The organism is Streptomyces sp. NPDC002754 (assembly GCF_053592315.1).
The window spans coordinates 1-14,929 of the sequence record NZ_JBSFVM010000046.1 but is presented as its reverse complement, the minus strand read 5'-3'; the positions used below and the strand labels follow the sequence as shown (position 1 = coordinate 14,929).

The following is a 14,929-nucleotide window of genomic DNA, read 5'->3' as shown; positions in this document are numbered from 1 at the left end:
GTGCGGCTCCCTTACCTACTGCCGGGGTGCCTCGGCATCGCCGAGCCAGAGCAATGTAAGCATCCTTCATCACCTCCGTAAACCCATGTAAGCATCTTTTTGGCGACAGTCATCTGGTGCCAGTCGACTACTGAACGCTGTCGTTGAACGTCCGGGGCACCTGGGCCCATGCCTCTGCCGTCTCGGAGAAGATCGCGCTGACCAGCCGGTTCGCGACGGCACGCGCCTCTTCCGGGCGCCGCCCCTGGATGGCATCAGCGAGACTCACGTGCAACTGAAGGGAATCCTCGTCAGGCAGATCCGGCAGCAGCCCGAGGTCACTCCGCCCAGAGACGGTGTTCCCCACCGCGCTCTGAAGCTGCGCGAACATCTCGTTCCCGGATGCCACCAGGATGACGTTGTGGAAGGTCACGTCGATCTCGACGAAGCGCTCGACGTCCTGTGCGCGCACGACCGCACGCATCTCGGCGGCGAGTGACAGCAGCCTGCTGCACAGATCGTCGGGGGCATGACGTGCCGCCAGCTCCGCCGCCGCCGGCTCGATCGCGCCACGGAGTTCGTTGAGGGAGCGGAGCTGGGCAGCGTAACCATCGCTCTCCAGGCGCCAGCGCATGACCAGCGGATCGAAGTAGTTCCACGAGGTCGACGGCAGAACCCGGACACCGACCCGCTTGACACTGCTGACCAGACCAAGAGTGTGCAGCACCCGTACCGCCTCTTTCACGACGGAACGGGACACCCCGAAGTCCGCTTCGAGGTCCTGGATGGGGACGACATGCCCTGCAGGCAGCCGACCAGTGACGATGGCACTACCGAGCGAATCAAGAGTCTGCTGCAACAGGGATTTCGGCATACCGTGCAGACTAATCTGCAGCCGACTCACCCCGGCCCCACACCTCATACCCCCCTCGCCACGGGCGAGAGGGAAGTGTGTCTGCAGCTTCGCCCTGGCAGGCTTCTGCCGGGATGGCTTCATGTCTGTGAGTCGAGGGCTCGGGAGATCCTTGGCGCTCCGTCCTCAGGGCCTACTTATCTTGTTCCCGGGCCGCCCCCGCTTCTGGGAGGTGCGCCAACTACCCTCGGTCTTGGAGGAACGCCTCGACGTCCCTCATGAGCCGGTCGGTCTCCTCGGAGGCCAACTGGTGGCCGGAGTGCTCGTAGACCTCGAAACGGGCGCTGGGGATACCACGGGCGACTTCCTCGCCGACCTCCGGCGGGTTCAGGCCGTCAGCGCGGCCGGAGACGACGAGGGTCGGTGCGGTGATCGTCGCGAGCCCGGGGCGGAGGTCGAAGCCGCGCAGTGAGCGGTCAATCGTGGCCCGTTCCTCGGGGGTGAGGACGACCCGTTGCGCCGTGATCTGGGTGGCCAGAATCTCGTCGCGCCGCGCCTGTGAAGTGTGCGGGGACCACAGCACCTCGGCCAGGAAGGCAGTCGTCTCCTCCGGCGTGGCCGTCGTGAGGTCGACGCCCCTCCGGGCCGCATAGGCGGCTATGGAAGAGGTCAGGCCGTGCGCCTTCGGGACGACGAGTACGAGGTCGGAGACCCGCGCCGGCTCCAGGATCGCCGCCTGCGTGGCGAGGTAGGAGCCCATCGAGATGCCGAGGATCGCTGCCTTTTGGTAGCCGAGGGCGGCGATGAGCCCGGCCAGGACCCGTCCCTGGTCTTGGATGTCGAACTCGGCCGGATGCGAGGACAGGCCGTGTCCGAGGGCGTCCGGCACGATCACCCGGGACTGCCGGGCGAAGCGCTGCGCGAGCGGCGCCAGCCCTGCCGACTCGCCGTAGAGTCCGTGCACCAGCACGAGCGGCGGCGATCCCGCCTCGCCGTGCTCCTCGTAGTGGATTATGTGCTCGTCGATCTGCAGGTCGGGCATCCCCGATCCTTTCTGTCGATGCGCGGGCGTCGCGCGATAAGGCCACGTTCTTCATCAAGAGACGCGGTCGCTGCCTCTGGCCGACGCTGGCACTTGACTGTCACCTGGCCGCCGCGGCAGCCAGGTCGAAGGCGCGAGGAGGGCCGGCGAGGGCAGCCTTGGCCTCGACGCTGAGTCCGTCGAGAATTTCGATCTCTCCTGCTTCAATGCCGTCCAGCGCGAGACAGGCGAGAGCGGCCGGGTCGTTCATCACCTCAGCGGAGAACTTCAATCCGGTGTCCTTCATGGCGTCGCGCAGCGTCGCGGTGCCGATGAGCCCGGCGATAAGCGCGGTGACGAGGGTCCCCTGGCCCGCCAGCTCCAGCCGCACACCGTTGGTCAAGCCCCACTGTGCGGATTTGGCGGCGGAAAGAGCCGTATTCGCCTCAACAGTGGTCCAGGCAGTGAGCGACAGGACATTGAGGATGGCACCGCCGCCATTCTCGGCCAGGACGGGAGCGAATGCCCGGATCGCGTCGAGTGTGCCGAAAAAGTGGGTGTCGATCATCTGCCCGATCGCGGCGCGGTCACCGGCCATCAGGCTCGCCACGTCAGTGGAAGCCGCATTGTTGACCAGGAGGTCGACATCGGTGGCGATCCGGCTGGCGGCGTCGATGGAGTCCCTGTCGGTGATGTCGAGCGACAGCACCTCAGCGCCCGGGATGTCGACGAGTTCCGGGCGGCGAGCAGTCGCGTAGACCTTGGCGCCGCGCCGTACCAGTTCTTCGGACAGATGCCGACCGAACCCTCGATTTGCACCGGTGACGAGAGCGGTCGCTCCGTGGATTCGCATGGAAGATCCACTCGATTCTGTTGCGTGACGATCAGAGAAAAGTGACCGTGCGGTCATAATCGAACCGTAGGGCGAACATGACCGGCTGGTCAACTTGCTAGTGTGTTGATATGCCTTCAGTAGCTCGTCCGGCCCGTGTCGATGCCGTCCGCAACCGCGCTTCGCTGCTGGCGGCGGCCGAGGCCGAGTTCGCGGAGCGGGGCATCGACGCCTCGGTCGCCGACATCGCCCACCGGGCGGGCGTGGCAAAGGGCACGGTTTTCCGCCACTTCGCCACGAAGGAGGCTCTGGTCGCGGCCGTAGCCGGTGATCGCCTCGCCCGACTCGTGGCCGTTGCCCGACGCCTTTCGGAGTCGCCCGACTCCGGTGTGGCACTACGGGAGTTCCTGTCCGCAGCTGCGGAGATCCTGCAGCAGCAGGGCCTCGCGTTCCTGCGGGCGGCCAGCGAGTGCAACCCCGTGGTCGCAGAAATCCACGACGATTTGCTCACGAGTGCCGGTGTGCTGGTCGAACGGGCTCGTCGAGACGGTCTCGTGCGAGCCGATGTCACCGGGGCCGATGTCCTGCTGCTGACCTGTGCCACCGTCCACACCGTCGCGGCAATGCCAGGCCCGACACCGGACCTGTGGCGGCGCTACCTAACCATCATCATCGACGGGCTGCGTCCAGAGGGCGCCAGTCCGTTGCCGAGGCCGGCCCCGGAGCGGCTTTAAGCTTGTCGCCGACCTCTGGCATCTCTGGCACAACCTCGCCGAAGCCGTCAAGAGCCAGGTCAGCAAGCACAGTGGCCGCCTGCGTGACCCTGGTCCCGCTCCCGAATCGGCGCCGGAGGTCTGCCAGCCACCGGTCTCCCGAGCAGGAAGGCTGGCGGCCCGAGTTGAACGGGATCACATCGCCGTCCACGACCTTACGAACCAGGGGATGTCGCTCCGGGCCATCGCCCGCCGTCTGGAGATGTGCCGGAACACCGTGTGCCGCTATGCCCGCGCCGCCACCTGGGAGGAAATGACCTCCGGTCGCTGGCAGAACCTCTCCAGCATCCTGGACCCTGCCCTTGCCGAATACCTCATCCATCCAGGCGGGAGCGGGTTTCGGCACCCGCCGAGGCTGCTCAATCACCGCTCTCGCGTGCTGGCGATGGGCGCGGCATGATGATCAGTCGTGCTGCTGAGGCTGGCGTACCTGGGTGTGACGAACGCGTTCGCGATGCTGCGAATGCTGCCGATGAGCGGCCGTGAGAAGGATGTCGAGATCCTGGCCTTGCGCCACCAGATCGGCGTTCTGGAACGGCAGCTGAACGGGCAGCAGGTTCAGTTCCATGCGAGCGACCGGGCGTTCCTGGCGTCGCTCCTCCAGGGCCTGCCGCGGGAAGTGCTGCGTCGGATGCGGCTGCTGGTGAAGCCGGACACGGTACTTCGCTGGCACCGCAACGTGATCGCTCGCCGACACGCTGCCCAGTCTCGGCCCAAGCGCGAAGGCCGGCCCCGCACCGTGCACTCGATCCGGGTGCTGGTGCTGCGCCTGGCCCGGGAAAATCCAAGCTGGGGCTACCGACGCCTCCACGCAGAGCTGCTCGATCTCGGGGTGAAGGTGGCGGCATCCACAGTCTGGGAAATCTTGAAGGAGGCCGGCATCCACCCGGCACCTGAGCGGGCCTCGAGCACCTGGGCGGACTTCCTGCGCTCCCAGGCCGACGCGCTCCTGGCATGCGACTTCTCCGAACCGTCACCCTGACCGGGAGGCGTCTGTACGTGTTCGCCACGATCGAGCACGCGAACCACCGGATCCGCATCCTGGGCTCCACCGCACATCCCACCGCGTCCTGGGTCGTCCAGGCCGCGAAGAACCTCGCTCCACTCGAGGCCCCGGGCCGGATCGCCCATCTGGACATACGACGGCGAGCGCGACTCGGCGGCACCCTCCACGAGTACCGACATGCCGCCTGACCAGGCTGGATAAGGTATTCGGCAAGCTCAACTCCGACGTGACCGTCTCGACGGCGTGCTCCACGAGTGCCAACATGCTTCCTGGCCTGCAAGGGCGCAATTATCGGCACGCACAGGCCCGCGAGTGTCGGCGGGCCCCGGTCGGACCTGTGGCATGGCCCTCCGTACGGGCGTGTCAGGCCAGACCTGCGGCGATGGCGCGGCGGACGGCGTCGGCGCGGTCGCGAATGTCGGCCTTGGCGAACAGGTTGTTGATGTGGGTCTTGACCGTGGCCTCGCTGATGAACAGCTTCTCGGCGATGGCTCGATTGGGCAGGCCCTGGCCGATGAGCGTCAGGACCTCGCGCTCGCGCGGTGTGATGTCCGCGGGCAGCGACTGGGTGGCAGCCGGTGCGGTGGTGCGTACCGTGGCCAGGAGCCGGTCCTGGACCTCGCGGTCGAGGACGGACTGACCGGCGGCGGCCGCGCGGATCGCCCGGAGGATGTCCTGCCGCCCGGCGTTCTTGGTCAGGTACCCGCGGGCTCCGGCGCTCAGGGCGGCCAGGATGGAGTCGTCGTCGGCGAAGGTGGTCAGCACGACCACCGCCACACCGGGGTGTTCCTCGCTCAGCGTGCGGGTGGCCTCGATGCCGTCCATCTGAGGCATCCGCAGATCCATCAGCACCACGTCGACCGGCCCGGCCGCCACCGCGGCCAGCACTTCGGTGCCATTGGCCGCGGCCAAGATCACGTCGATGTCCTCGGACAGGGCGAGCACCGCGGCCAGAGGCTCACGGACGGCGGCCTGGTCGTCGGCGACGATCACTCTCAACCGGCTCTGCTGATCGGCCTGTTCACTCATCGGGGAACACTCTCATCCGGGATAACTGCCTCCACCTGCCAGCCGCCTGCGTCCGGTCCTTCCGGCACCGGTCCCGCTGTAAGGGTGCCATCCAGCAGTGCGACCCGTTCACGCATCCCGATCAGTCCCATCCCGCTGCCGAGTCCCGCGGACGCTTCACGGGTGGCTGGCCCGTTGCGGACCGTCAGCGTCGTCGACGCCTCCGCGAACGTCAGCCGCACCGCGACGGTCGCGCCGGGGGCGTGCCGCCCGGCGTTGGTCAGGGCCTCCTGCGCGATCCGCAGCAGATTCTGGGTGCCGCGCGCCGAGAGCGGCCGGACGGGGCCGATGACCGTGAGCGCATCCCGGTGGCCGGACGACTCCAGCATCGCGGTCAGGGTCGCGACCAGTGGCAGTGCGTCCTCGCGCAGCGCGTGCACCGTCCACTGCGCCTGCTTGAGGCTCTCCTTGACCATGCTGTGCGCCTTGTGGTTCGCCTCGCGGACCTTGTCCAGGTCGCCGGTGTCCAGCAGCGCGTCGGCGAGCTCCAGTTGCATGTTGATCCCCGCCAGCGAGTGCGCCAGCACGTCGTGCACGTCTCGGGCGATCCGGCTGCGCTCAGTCAGCGCGGCGGTCCGGGCCTCGGCTCGTGCGGCACGCTCGGAGGACTCGGCCGCGACGATCACCGCCTCCAGCGCGCGCTGCTTGCTCCGGCTGAGGATGCCCGCCACCACAGGAAGGCCCGTCGTGAGTCCCAGGCCCCATGCCAACTGGTGGTGTCCCGGGCCGAAGTGGAAGCGGAGCACCACGGCGCACAGGAGACTGCTGGACGCGGCCAGCGGGAGGGACCACTTGAGCGGGAAGCGGTAGCCGATGTGGCCGACAAGGAAGTAGGCGAACAGATAGCTGGAGCCGGTGCGACTGACCCCGATCAACGCGGCGGACGCGACGACACCCAGTGACATCCATACGAGGACGACGCGCGGGGAGAACCTGGCTTCGGGCAGCTGACGGACCAGCAGCGCCGCCGAGCACAGCACAAGGAGCGCGGCGACCGCGAGGCCCCGGCCGCTGAGGCCGAGGGGGCGGACCGTCAGGAAGCCGCTGGCGATGACCACGAGCGTGACGGCCCAGTGCATCCTGGGATCTCTGCGGGGAACCGCCGGGTGCCCGGACTCCGGGGCGGGCGCGGGGTCCGGACGGCTCTCAGGTACTGGCACGGCGCGACGATAACCCACGATCAGGCGCTGCGATCGACGCTCAGGGCAGGACGCGTCTCCGGCGCCGGCCGCCCGGCCACCATGCGGCCGCGTACGAAGATGGTGGCCAGCCGGGTGACGACCTCAGTGAGGGCCATGAGGACGAACGCGGCGACCCACGCCTGATCGCTGGTGATCTGATGGGTGATGCTGAAGCGGGCGACGTAGTCGCCGCCGCCGTGCTCGGTCCACAGCTGAAATCCCATGCGCGCGCCCATGCCGATCACCCAGAGCGCCGCCGAGACCGCGCCGGCCTTGATCAGGACGTGCTCCCCGGAGACCCGGACCCTGGTGTAGACGCCGCCGGCGATGCCGAGTGCGGCGCCCGTGGCCACCAGGGTGCCGATCAGCACCAGGTCGTTGCCTCCGGTCGGTACGGATTCGAGGTACTGGTGGGCCACGAAGGCCACGATCCCCAGCGGGATGAGGAAGGTCCGCCAGTCCAGTCGGCCCTCCCGCAGCTGCCGGAAGACGACAAGGAGGAGAGCGATGTCGGTGATCCACTCGGTCGTAGTCATGCCCATAAGACTGCTGCGGCAATGCCTCGACCACCTGGACCCATGGGTGGACCTCCGGGTGGACATCGGTCGGCCGGAGGTGGAACAACCCCCACGGTGTCCGTCAGCCGGACGGCGCGGTCACTGCACCGCGCCGTCCGGAATGCACACGTACCCCTGGCCCCATGCGTTCCGTTCCACGTGGCTGGGTTCCGTGGAGCCGAGGCAGAAGAGCCATGCCTCGCGGTAGGACGGGTTCGTCAGGATCAGCTCCTGCTCGTCCTCATCGGCGCGGACAAGGCTGTCGTACGCCTCATTGGACAGGACGACCGTGCCGGTGCCCGGCTCGGGGTCGGCGGCCGGAGCCGGGGTGGAGCAGGCGACGGAGGCGGCCAGGGCCAGGAGGAGGGCGCCGGTGGCGGAGCGGATGTGCATCTGGGAGTTCTCCCTGTTTCGACGACGGGACATCGCCTGCTCAACCCCGGACTCCCGGCTTGGTCACGCTCCGGACCACCGGGTGGCCTGGAGAGGACACCCCACGAAGTCGCCTGCTATACCTGCCGCTTCACGTACGTGACTGCGATCATGCCGGCGGAGAAGACGACCGGCACGACCGCCCCACCTGAAGCGACAGCGGCGAGCGGGGACTGTCCGAGAGCGGCAAGACCAATCCCGGAGGTGAGCCCGACGATGACGGAGATCAGAGCGACGACCACTACGTGGTGCACGCGGTGGTCGCAGGTGGAAGTGGTTGCTGACAAGAAAGGCCCTCCACGGCATCGTCAGAGCGCCGTCACGGAGACCGGGGCAGGAGTCGTCCCGCTGCCGGGGCCGTGTGACGACGTCGCCGCCCGATGGGCGTCGCCACAGGAGAGCGCCGGCCAGGCGCCCCTATAGGTACTCTGCCGCCGCACCTCGACGGTTCGCCGTCCGCACCGATGCACCGTGCCTTTCAAGGGTCTCGTCAACTGCGTACACACTAACCAACGCCACTGACATCCAGCCGAGTTACCGGGACATCCCCAGGACCTACGACGGCCCCGGGCAGTGCCCATCGCCTGGCTCCGCCCTACGCGCCGGCGCCGAGCCGCACCCCAGACCTTCATCTGGGCCACGACAGCCAACTAGATCCTCGACAAGGTCGCCGCCTACTGCCACAGAATCTCCGACTCACGTCGCTAGCTAGGCGGAAGGCGGGGAAAGCGGGGACGGCGTGGCAGCAGACAGGGCGCCGAGCACGTGCGGCAGGTCCTCGCTGCCCGCGCCGATCAGTATGCGCGCGCCGGGCACCGGTCCGTCCAGTGCCTCGCACTCGGCGACGAGCCCGAATTGCGCCTCCTCCGCCCCGTCCGTACGCCCGTACCGGCCGAACCGCAGCCGCAGCGGGTCGTCACGGTGCGGTGGCCGCACCCGAACCAGGCGCAGAGTGCCGGGGAGGAGCCGCATCCCGAAGCTGCCGGTGCCCACTGCCGGTCCGGATACGGCGGCAAGTCCCTGCGGCCCGGTCCGCAGCCACCCCATCGACAGCAGCTGCCACGGGCCCGGACCCCACACGATGCCCTGGAAGCGGCGCTCCACCACCGGCACGATGGGCTCCATGCGCACCAGTGTCGGCAGCCTGCGCCGCATCAACCGGTAAGCCCAGCAGGCCATGCCCACCGCGCTCAGCGCACCCACGGCACCCCCGGTCCACGCCATCGTCCAGGGTCGGTCCTCCGCGAAGAACGCGCCGAGGGCCCCGCCCAGCCCTGCCATGGTGAAGGTCACCCCTGGCACTACCGTCTGCCACGGCCAGTTCAACCGGGACACGCCACCACGCACCATCCGCCACAGCCCCGACCACAGGAACGCTGCCCCCAGCCCGGCGAGGGCCGCCCCGAACGCGGCGGGGAGCACGAACTCCCGGCCCGGGTAGTGCGCTGTGCGCAGCGTCAGCTCCTCACCGCCCGCCGGCACCTCCAGCAGCCGCACCGAATCGCGCCACCAGAACAGGGTTGCCCTTCCGCGACCGTCGGCGGCTTCGACCAGGTCCCGGTCCGCACCGTCGATGTCCAGTTTGATGGCCAGCGTGCGCCCGCCGGTCCGGCCGAACTCGAACTGGTAGCGGGCCCCGGTCTTCTTGTTCAGCTTCAGCAGTACCTCGTCCACTGCCACTTGCTCCGCCCGCATGCAGAACGGCTCCTGGTACCGGCCCCCGCACACTTTCAGCCTGCCGGTGTCCCGCCCTTGGGCGTCGTGTATCGCCAGGCGTGGGAAGTCGAGGTCGACGGAGCGGGCACGCTCCGCGCTCCGTGCCAGCTGCCACGCCGCCCCCAGCAGCGCGACGGCCAACACCACCCGCACCGTCCCCCAGACCACGTCATGCACCCGCCCGCGCACCGGCCACCCCTCCCCTGCCCCCGGACGCCCCTCGCGCCGGTGTGACAGATCGAAAGTGTGCCATCAGAGCTTCCGGCCCGTCCGCCGTCAGCTTCCGGCGTCGGCCGAGAGGCGGCAGGATGTCTCGACGACCTGTTGCAGGGCGGCGACATGGCCCTCCAGCGTGCCCCGGCCGCATCGCTCAGGCTCACCCAGGTGCGCGGCCGCTTGCCGACGTACCCCTTCTTGACCTCGACGTACCCCTTCGCCTCCAGTGTGCTGACCTGCTTGCGCAGCGGGTCTGCTGCACGATCGGGTGACATCTTGACCTGCCCCACCAGTTGGGCTCCAGCCCTTGTGGCTAACCGGCAGCCGGGGTGGTGTCGTTCTCGAAGAGTAGTTCGTACTCGATGGGGGTGCGGTAGCCCAGTGCTGAATGTCGTCGTTGGCGGTTGTAGAAGATCTCGATGAACTCGAAGATCGCGTTGGCCAGTTCGACCCGGGTCTTCCACCGCCATCGGGATACCTCACCCCTCCGGCATAGCGCAGCCCACGACAACCGTCACGACCCCACGTAACCCCAGCCATTAAAGATCTCTAGAAGCTGCCAGCAGCACGACGTCCTTGAAACCAAGCCAGCTCCCCACCGAGCCATGTACCGGCCAAGACAACCTCCTCCAGCACTACGGCCCAAGGACCAGCCTCGCCCCCGCCTGCTCGTTGCGTGCGCGGAGCGCGACATGGGGGATGCCGTTCCGTCTGCTCAACCGTTGGGGCATCAGAGTACGACGAAGCGGCGGCCCCCGGAGTTCCGGGGGCCGCCGCTTCGTCGTACTGTGCTGATCTTCGCGTGGCGTCCGCCTCAGACCGCCTGCCTCCTCAGCGTCTTCGACGTGACGGCGACCCCCGCGAACAGCGCCGCCACCAAGGTGCCGATGATCGCGGCGACGACGACGCCCGAGTTCAGGTGCAGGCCCACGTCCGACGAGGTGGCCTCGGAGAGGCCGGCCGCCATGCCGGCCAGCGGGGGCAGCGTCACCAGCACTCCGAGGGCGGCGCCGACGACGATGACCAGGGCGGTCTCGCCGGCCGCGGTGAACAGGAGCTGGCGGACGGTGCCGCCGGCCGACTTCATCACCGCGAAGTCGCGGCGCCGGCCGTGGGCGGCCATGGCCATGGAGTTGGCGACGGCGATCACGCTGTAGCCGACGGCGATGATGATGAGCATCATGGCGAGCGACTCGGTGAGCTTGGCGTCGGTGTTGTAGTCGGCCAGGGCGTACTCGGCGGCGTCGTGCAGCGCGACTCCGGGGGCCGCGGCCGAGGCCTTGGCGTCGCCCGGGACGAAGATGTCGTCGGTGAGCGCGGCCGGGTCGTGGGCGCGGACCAGCTCACGGGCGACCACGAAGTCACCGCGGGCCGGGTCGTCGGGCAGCACCTGGGAGACACGGAGGGAGACGGTGGCACCGTCCGCGAACCGGACCGGGACCTCCTGGCCCTGCTTCAGTCCCAGGTCGCCGGCCATCTTCTCGCCGAGAACCGCCTCGCCCCGCTTGTTCCATTTCGCGTCCCGGCTGCCCAGGACGTCCAGGACGGTGGACGCCCCGGCGTTCTCGTTGTTCTCACCGTTATTGCCGTGCTTCGTCTCGACGAAGGCGCGGGTCGGCAGCGCCGCCTTGCCCACGGGATTGTCGGCGACGACCTCGTCGGTGTTGCCGGGGGTGCCGTCCGGCGTGACGATCGTCTGGCCCGCGACCTTCAGCGCCTCACCGGCCGGGTAGGCGACCCGCATGGTCGACACCATCCCGCTGAGCAGTACCGCGAAGCCGACGGCGGCGATCACCGGGGCCACCAGCGACGCGGCGCGGCGCGGGTTGGCGACCAGCTCTGCGCGGATGAGGACCGGGGCGGCCCTGCCGCCGCGCTGGAACGGCGCGGTGAGGAGGCGGCCGACCGGGCCGACGAACACCGGGGCGAGCAGGGCCGCCGCGACGATCAGCGTCATGGTGGCGAAGATCGCCATGTTGATGCGGTTGTCCGCGGTCGACGTGGCGGTTCCGATCGCGAGCAGGACACCCAGGCCGAGGACGGAGAGACCGGCGATCCAACGACCGCGCCCCATGCCCTTGTTGGCCGAGCGGCTGTCGAGCAACGCCTCGATGGGGGCGACCTTGGCGGCCTTGCGGCCCGCGCTCCAGGCACCGATCACGCTGACCCCGATGCCGACCAGGGAGCCCGTGAGCAGCGGCCAGGCGGCGACGGTGATCTCCATGCCGGGCGGCGTCACGTCCAGGCCCTTGAGGATGGACAGCAGCAGCGGAGTGGCGGCCACGCCCGCCAGACAGCCGGCGATCGAACCGGCGAGCCCGACCACCGCGGCCTCGCCGAGAATCATGCGGCGGATCTGCTTGGGCGAGGCGCCGATGGTGCGCAGCAGGCCGATCTCGCGGCGGCGCATCCCGGTGGACAGGACCAGCATGGAGGCGACCACGAAAACCGTGGTGAACAGGCCGAGCAGGGCCATCGCGCTGATGAGCTGGACGCCCAGGAAACGCTTGTGCTCGATGTACTCGGGCTGCAGTTCGGACCGGCCGTCACCCGAGACGACGCTGCCGTTGTCGCCGATGGCCTTCTTCGCCCCGGAGACGATCGCGCCGGTGTCGGCACCCTTGTCGGGGATCAGGGCGATGGTGGCCACGCCCGGCTGCTGCCGGGCCGCGAACCGCTCGCTGAAGTAGTAGCCGGGGCCGTCCACCGTGCCGACGACCCGGAACTGCTCGCGGCCCTTGGTGATGTTGACGGTCAGCTCGCTGCCCACGGCGGCGCCGAGGTCACGGTCGACCACGACCTCGTTCGCTGCGGCGGGGGCGCGGCCGGAGACCAGCCGGTACGGCGCCATCCGCGCGCTGCCGAAGCCGTGCCCCGACCCGTCGGCGCCCTCGTCGGTGACGGGCTTGCCGTTCTGGATCGCCTGGGCGTAGAAGGAGCGGTCGACCACGGCGTCGGCGACGCCGGGGATCCTCGCCAGGGCGGAGACGAACGGCTCGGCCTCGGTCCTGCTCCACGGCATCCGGTCCTCGGGGCTGCCGTCGGCGTCGACGGCCTGCTTCGGAAGGGCGAGGGCGGCGGTGCCCTCGTAGCGGGGCTGGACCTTGGCGCGGGCGGAGTCGTAGATGACCAGGGTGGTGGTGATCAGGGCCACTCCGACCAGGACGGCGACGAAGGCGCCGAGGAAACCGGACCAGCGTTCACGGACGTTCGCGAGGATCAGCATGTCGGTCAGGCCTCCAGCCGGGCCATGTGCGTGGCGATCGCCGCGGCGTTGTCGCCGCCGGCCTGGTGGTCGAGGTGGATGCGGTCGGCGATCCGGCCGTCCTTGAGGAAGACGACGACGTCGGCGTGGGCCGCGGCCACCGGGTCGTGGGTGACCATCAGGGTGGTCTGGCCCTCGCGGTCGACCAGCATCCGCATCATCCGCAGCACCTCGCGGGAGGTGACGGTGTCCAGGGCGCCGGTCGGCTCGTCCGCGAAGAGGACGTCGGGCCGGGTGATGAGGGCACGTGCGAGGGCTACGCGCTGCTGCTGGCCTCCGGACATCTCGCTGGGCCGGTGCCCGGCGCGGTCGGCGAGTCCCACGGAAGCGAGCGCCGCGGAGACCTGCTCGCGGCTGACCTTGCGGCCGGCGAACCGGGACGGCAGTTCCACGTTCTGCGCCGCCGTCAGGGACTCCACCAGGTTGAACGCCTGGAATACGAAGCCGACGTGCTTGCGGCGCAGTTCGGTGCGCTGCATCTCGTTCTGGCGGCCGATGTCCACGCCGGCCAGGACGATCTGCCCGTCGGAGGGCTGCTCGAGACCGGCCGCGCACTGCAGCAGGGTCGACTTGCCGGAACCCGAGGGGCCCATGATCGCGGTGAAGGTGCCGCGGCGGAAGGAGAGCGAGACGCCGTCCAGAGCGGTGACCTGCCGTCCACCGGTGCCGTGGACCTTGCGCACCGCGTGAAGTTCAACCGCGTCCTGCGTGGGAGTGGTGTGACTCGTCATCGTCATGCCCTGATTCCACTGCACCGGGGGTGTCCGGGGCACTGACCCGCTCTCTACTTCTGAGGTAGAGGCAGCTCTACCTCCCGGGCTTTCAGGAGATCCGGAAGAGACCGCATGGGTACGTTGGCCGCATGCAACCCACAACGGCCTGGCAGGCCATGGCTCAGCGGCCGCTGAGCTTTCTGACCTCCAGCTGGCCCTGGCGGTCCCTCGCGTATCTGAGCGGTGGTGTCCTGGTCGGGGCCGCGGCGATCCTCGTCTTCACCCTCGGCCTGACCGCGGGCCTGATCCTCCTGGTCGTACTGATAGGTGTCGCGCCCCTGGTCGGCCTGGTCCTCGCCTCCACCGTGGTCGCCACGGCGGAGCGCCGTCGGCTGCGCCTCGTCGACCTCGACCACGTCAGCGACCCGCACCGCGCCCCGGAGACCCCGGGACTGCGCGGCTGGGTCTCCACTCGGCTCAAGGAGCAGGCGACGTGGCGGGAGCTGATGTTCACGCTGCTGTCGGCCGTCGCCCTTTGGTGGCTCGACCTGATGGTGCTCGGCTTCTCGTTCGGGCTGCCGGCCACGACCATCGCCTCGACCGACGGCGACACCTGGCCTTGGACGGTGTTCGGCGTACTCGTGCTGCTCTCCACGCCGTACACGGTCACCTCGTGGGCGGGGGCTCGCGCCGCCATGGCCCGTTCCTTCCTCGCCCCACGGGACCGGGAGCTCGGCGAGGAGCTGCGCGAGGTGCGCGCCACCCAGTCGCGGCTTCTCGACTCCTTCGACGCCGAGCGAGTCCGCATCGAGCGGGACCTCCACGACGGAGCCCAGCAACACCTGGTGTCGCTGGGCATGACGCTGGGTCTGATGCGTCTGGACACCGAGCCGGACTCGGCCCAGGGCGAACTACTCAGCCAGGCCGAGCGTCAACTGTCCACCGCGCACAAAGAGTTGCGGGCTCTGATCCGGGGCCTGAACCCGCCGGTGCTCGCCGACCACGGGCTCGTCGCGGCAATCGAGGACTACGCGGGCCGGTTCCCGCTCCCCGTGACGGTGGATCTGAAACTGCCCGAGCGGCTGCCCAGGAAGCTCGAGACGACGATGTACTACCTGATCAACGAGGCCATGACGAACATCGCCAAACACAGCGGTGCCAAGACGGCCGCGGTGCACGGTCGCTACCATTCCGATCTGTTGATCCTCGACATCAAGGACGACGGCAGGGGCGGGCTTGATCCCGCGGGCAGCGGCGTGACGGGGCTCGCGGACCGGGTCACCGCTCTCGACGGCCGGATGCGGGTGTCGAGTCCGT

General features: G+C 69.1%; 15 protein-coding genes and 2 pseudogenes. 4 read left to right on the top strand and 13 right to left on the bottom strand.

Annotated elements, in window-relative coordinates:
• Positions 1-127: 127 nt before the first annotated feature.
• From ACWD2L_RS38725 to ACWD2L_RS38715, 3 genes are all read right to left on the bottom strand, one after another.
• On the bottom strand, positions 128-853 hold the full coding sequence (locus tag ACWD2L_RS38725) for a FadR/GntR family transcriptional regulator (RefSeq protein ID WP_351341761.1): 726 nt from the start codon (positions 851-853) through the stop codon (positions 128-130).
• 220 nt (positions 854-1,073) lie between these two features.
• On the bottom strand, positions 1,074-1,874 hold the full coding sequence (locus ACWD2L_RS38720) for an alpha/beta fold hydrolase (RefSeq protein WP_351341764.1): 801 nt from the start codon (positions 1,872-1,874) through the stop codon (positions 1,074-1,076).
• 100 nt (positions 1,875-1,974) lie between these two features.
• The gene (locus ACWD2L_RS38715) at positions 1,975-2,706 is read right to left on the bottom strand and encodes an SDR family NAD(P)-dependent oxidoreductase (protein WP_351341766.1); all 732 of its coding nucleotides are present in this window, start codon (positions 2,704-2,706) and stop codon (positions 1,975-1,977) included.
• Between the two features lie 110 nt (positions 2,707-2,816).
• Between ACWD2L_RS38715 and ACWD2L_RS38710 the strand changes: the two genes are divergently transcribed.
• From ACWD2L_RS38710 to ACWD2L_RS38700, 3 genes and pseudogenes are all read left to right on the top strand, one after another.
• The gene (locus tag ACWD2L_RS38710) at positions 2,817-3,419 is read left to right on the top strand and encodes a TetR/AcrR family transcriptional regulator (RefSeq protein ID WP_351341767.1); all 603 of its coding nucleotides are present in this window, start codon (positions 2,817-2,819) and stop codon (positions 3,417-3,419) included.
• Positions 3,420-3,627: 208 nt separating this feature from the next.
• On the top strand, positions 3,628-3,858 hold the full coding sequence (locus tag ACWD2L_RS38705) for a hypothetical protein (protein WP_351341769.1): 231 nt from the start codon (positions 3,628-3,630) through the stop codon (positions 3,856-3,858).
• A 9-nt stretch (positions 3,859-3,867) separates the two neighbouring features.
• Positions 3,868-4,607, top strand: a pseudogene (locus tag ACWD2L_RS38700) (helix-turn-helix domain-containing protein); the annotation flags it as partial.
• 220 nt (positions 4,608-4,827) lie between these two features.
• Here the strand turns inward: ACWD2L_RS38700 and ACWD2L_RS38695 are convergent.
• The 10 genes and pseudogenes from ACWD2L_RS38695 to ACWD2L_RS38650 all read right to left on the bottom strand — a co-directional run bounded on the left by ACWD2L_RS38695 (position 4,828) and on the right by ACWD2L_RS38650 (position 13,636).
• Positions 4,828-5,493, bottom strand: coding sequence for a response regulator transcription factor (locus tag ACWD2L_RS38695; RefSeq protein WP_351341771.1), 666 nt, complete (start codon positions 5,491-5,493; stop codon positions 4,828-4,830).
• On the bottom strand, positions 5,490-6,611 hold the full coding sequence (locus ACWD2L_RS38690; RefSeq protein ID WP_451193542.1) for a sensor histidine kinase: 1,122 nt from the start codon (positions 6,609-6,611) through the stop codon (positions 5,490-5,492). The genes ACWD2L_RS38695 and ACWD2L_RS38690 overlap by 4 nt, the downstream gene beginning before the upstream one ends.
• A 101-nt stretch (positions 6,612-6,712) precedes the next feature.
• Complete coding sequence (locus tag ACWD2L_RS38685) at positions 6,713-7,249, bottom strand: hypothetical protein (protein WP_351341775.1); 537 nt, start codon at positions 7,247-7,249, stop codon at positions 6,713-6,715.
• A gap of 120 nt (positions 7,250-7,369) precedes the next feature.
• Positions 7,370-7,663, bottom strand: a complete 294-nt coding sequence (locus ACWD2L_RS38680) for a hypothetical protein (protein ID WP_327660063.1) — start codon at positions 7,661-7,663, stop codon at positions 7,370-7,372.
• A 116-nt stretch (positions 7,664-7,779) separates the two neighbouring features.
• Entirely contained in the window at positions 7,780-7,989 is a 210-nt protein-coding gene (locus ACWD2L_RS38675; RefSeq protein WP_351341777.1) for a hypothetical protein, read from the bottom strand.
• Between the two features lie 421 nt (positions 7,990-8,410).
• Positions 8,411-9,544 (bottom strand): hypothetical protein, encoded by a 1,134-nt coding sequence (locus tag ACWD2L_RS38670; protein WP_451193539.1) that lies wholly within the window; start codon positions 9,542-9,544, stop codon positions 8,411-8,413.
• Positions 9,433-9,909 (bottom strand): transcriptional regulator, encoded by a 477-nt coding sequence (locus ACWD2L_RS38665; protein WP_351341783.1) that lies wholly within the window; start codon positions 9,907-9,909, stop codon positions 9,433-9,435. The genes ACWD2L_RS38670 and ACWD2L_RS38665 overlap by 112 nt, the downstream gene beginning before the upstream one ends.
• Positions 9,910-9,947: 38 nt before the next feature.
• Positions 9,948-10,100, bottom strand: a pseudogene (locus tag ACWD2L_RS38660) (IS3 family transposase); the annotation flags it as partial.
• Between the two features lie 348 nt (positions 10,101-10,448).
• Positions 10,449-12,860, bottom strand: coding sequence for an ABC transporter permease (locus ACWD2L_RS38655; protein ID WP_351345939.1), 2,412 nt, complete (start codon positions 12,858-12,860; stop codon positions 10,449-10,451).
• A gap of 5 nt (positions 12,861-12,865) precedes the next feature.
• Positions 12,866-13,636: an ABC transporter ATP-binding protein gene (locus ACWD2L_RS38650; RefSeq protein WP_351345942.1), complete on the bottom strand. Its 771-nt coding sequence runs from the start codon at positions 13,634-13,636 to the stop codon at positions 12,866-12,868.
• A gap of 125 nt (positions 13,637-13,761) precedes the next feature.
• Between ACWD2L_RS38650 and ACWD2L_RS38645 the strand changes: the two genes are divergently transcribed.
• Positions 13,762-14,929: sensor histidine kinase (locus ACWD2L_RS38645; RefSeq protein ID WP_351345945.1), on the top strand; the 1,168-nt coding region annotated here is incomplete at its 3' end.

Bases quoted from the DNA above. Each gene is read 5' to 3' on its own strand.
- ACWD2L_RS38725 (WP_351341761.1), bottom strand. From the start codon at position 853: ATGCCGAAATCCCTGTTGCAGCAGACTCTTGATTCGCTCGGTAGTGCC.
- ACWD2L_RS38720 (WP_351341764.1), bottom strand. From the start codon at position 1,874: ATGCCCGACCTGCAGATCGACGAGCACATAATCCACTACGAGGAGCAC.
- ACWD2L_RS38715 (WP_351341766.1), bottom strand. From the start codon at position 2,706: ATGCGAATCCACGGAGCGACCGCTCTCGTCACCGGTGCAAATCGAGGG.
- ACWD2L_RS38710 (WP_351341767.1), top strand. From the start codon at position 2,817: ATGCCTTCAGTAGCTCGTCCGGCCCGTGTCGATGCCGTCCGCAACCGC.
- ACWD2L_RS38705 (WP_351341769.1), top strand. From the start codon at position 3,628: ATGTCGCTCCGGGCCATCGCCCGCCGTCTGGAGATGTGCCGGAACACC.
- ACWD2L_RS38695 (WP_351341771.1), bottom strand. From the start codon at position 5,493: ATGAGTGAACAGGCCGATCAGCAGAGCCGGTTGAGAGTGATCGTCGCC.
- ACWD2L_RS38690 (WP_451193542.1), bottom strand. From the start codon at position 6,611: ATGCACTGGGCCGTCACGCTCGTGGTCATCGCCAGCGGCTTCCTGACG.
- ACWD2L_RS38685 (WP_351341775.1), bottom strand. From the start codon at position 7,249: ATGACTACGACCGAGTGGATCACCGACATCGCTCTCCTCCTTGTCGTC.
- ACWD2L_RS38680 (WP_327660063.1), bottom strand. From the start codon at position 7,663: ATGCACATCCGCTCCGCCACCGGCGCCCTCCTCCTGGCCCTGGCCGCC.
- ACWD2L_RS38665 (WP_351341783.1), bottom strand. From the start codon at position 9,909: ATGTCACCCGATCGTGCAGCAGACCCGCTGCGCAAGCAGGTCAGCACA.
- ACWD2L_RS38655 (WP_351345939.1), bottom strand. From the start codon at position 12,860: ATGCTGATCCTCGCGAACGTCCGTGAACGCTGGTCCGGTTTCCTCGGC.
- ACWD2L_RS38650 (WP_351345942.1), bottom strand. From the start codon at position 13,636: ATGACGATGACGAGTCACACCACTCCCACGCAGGACGCGGTTGAACTT.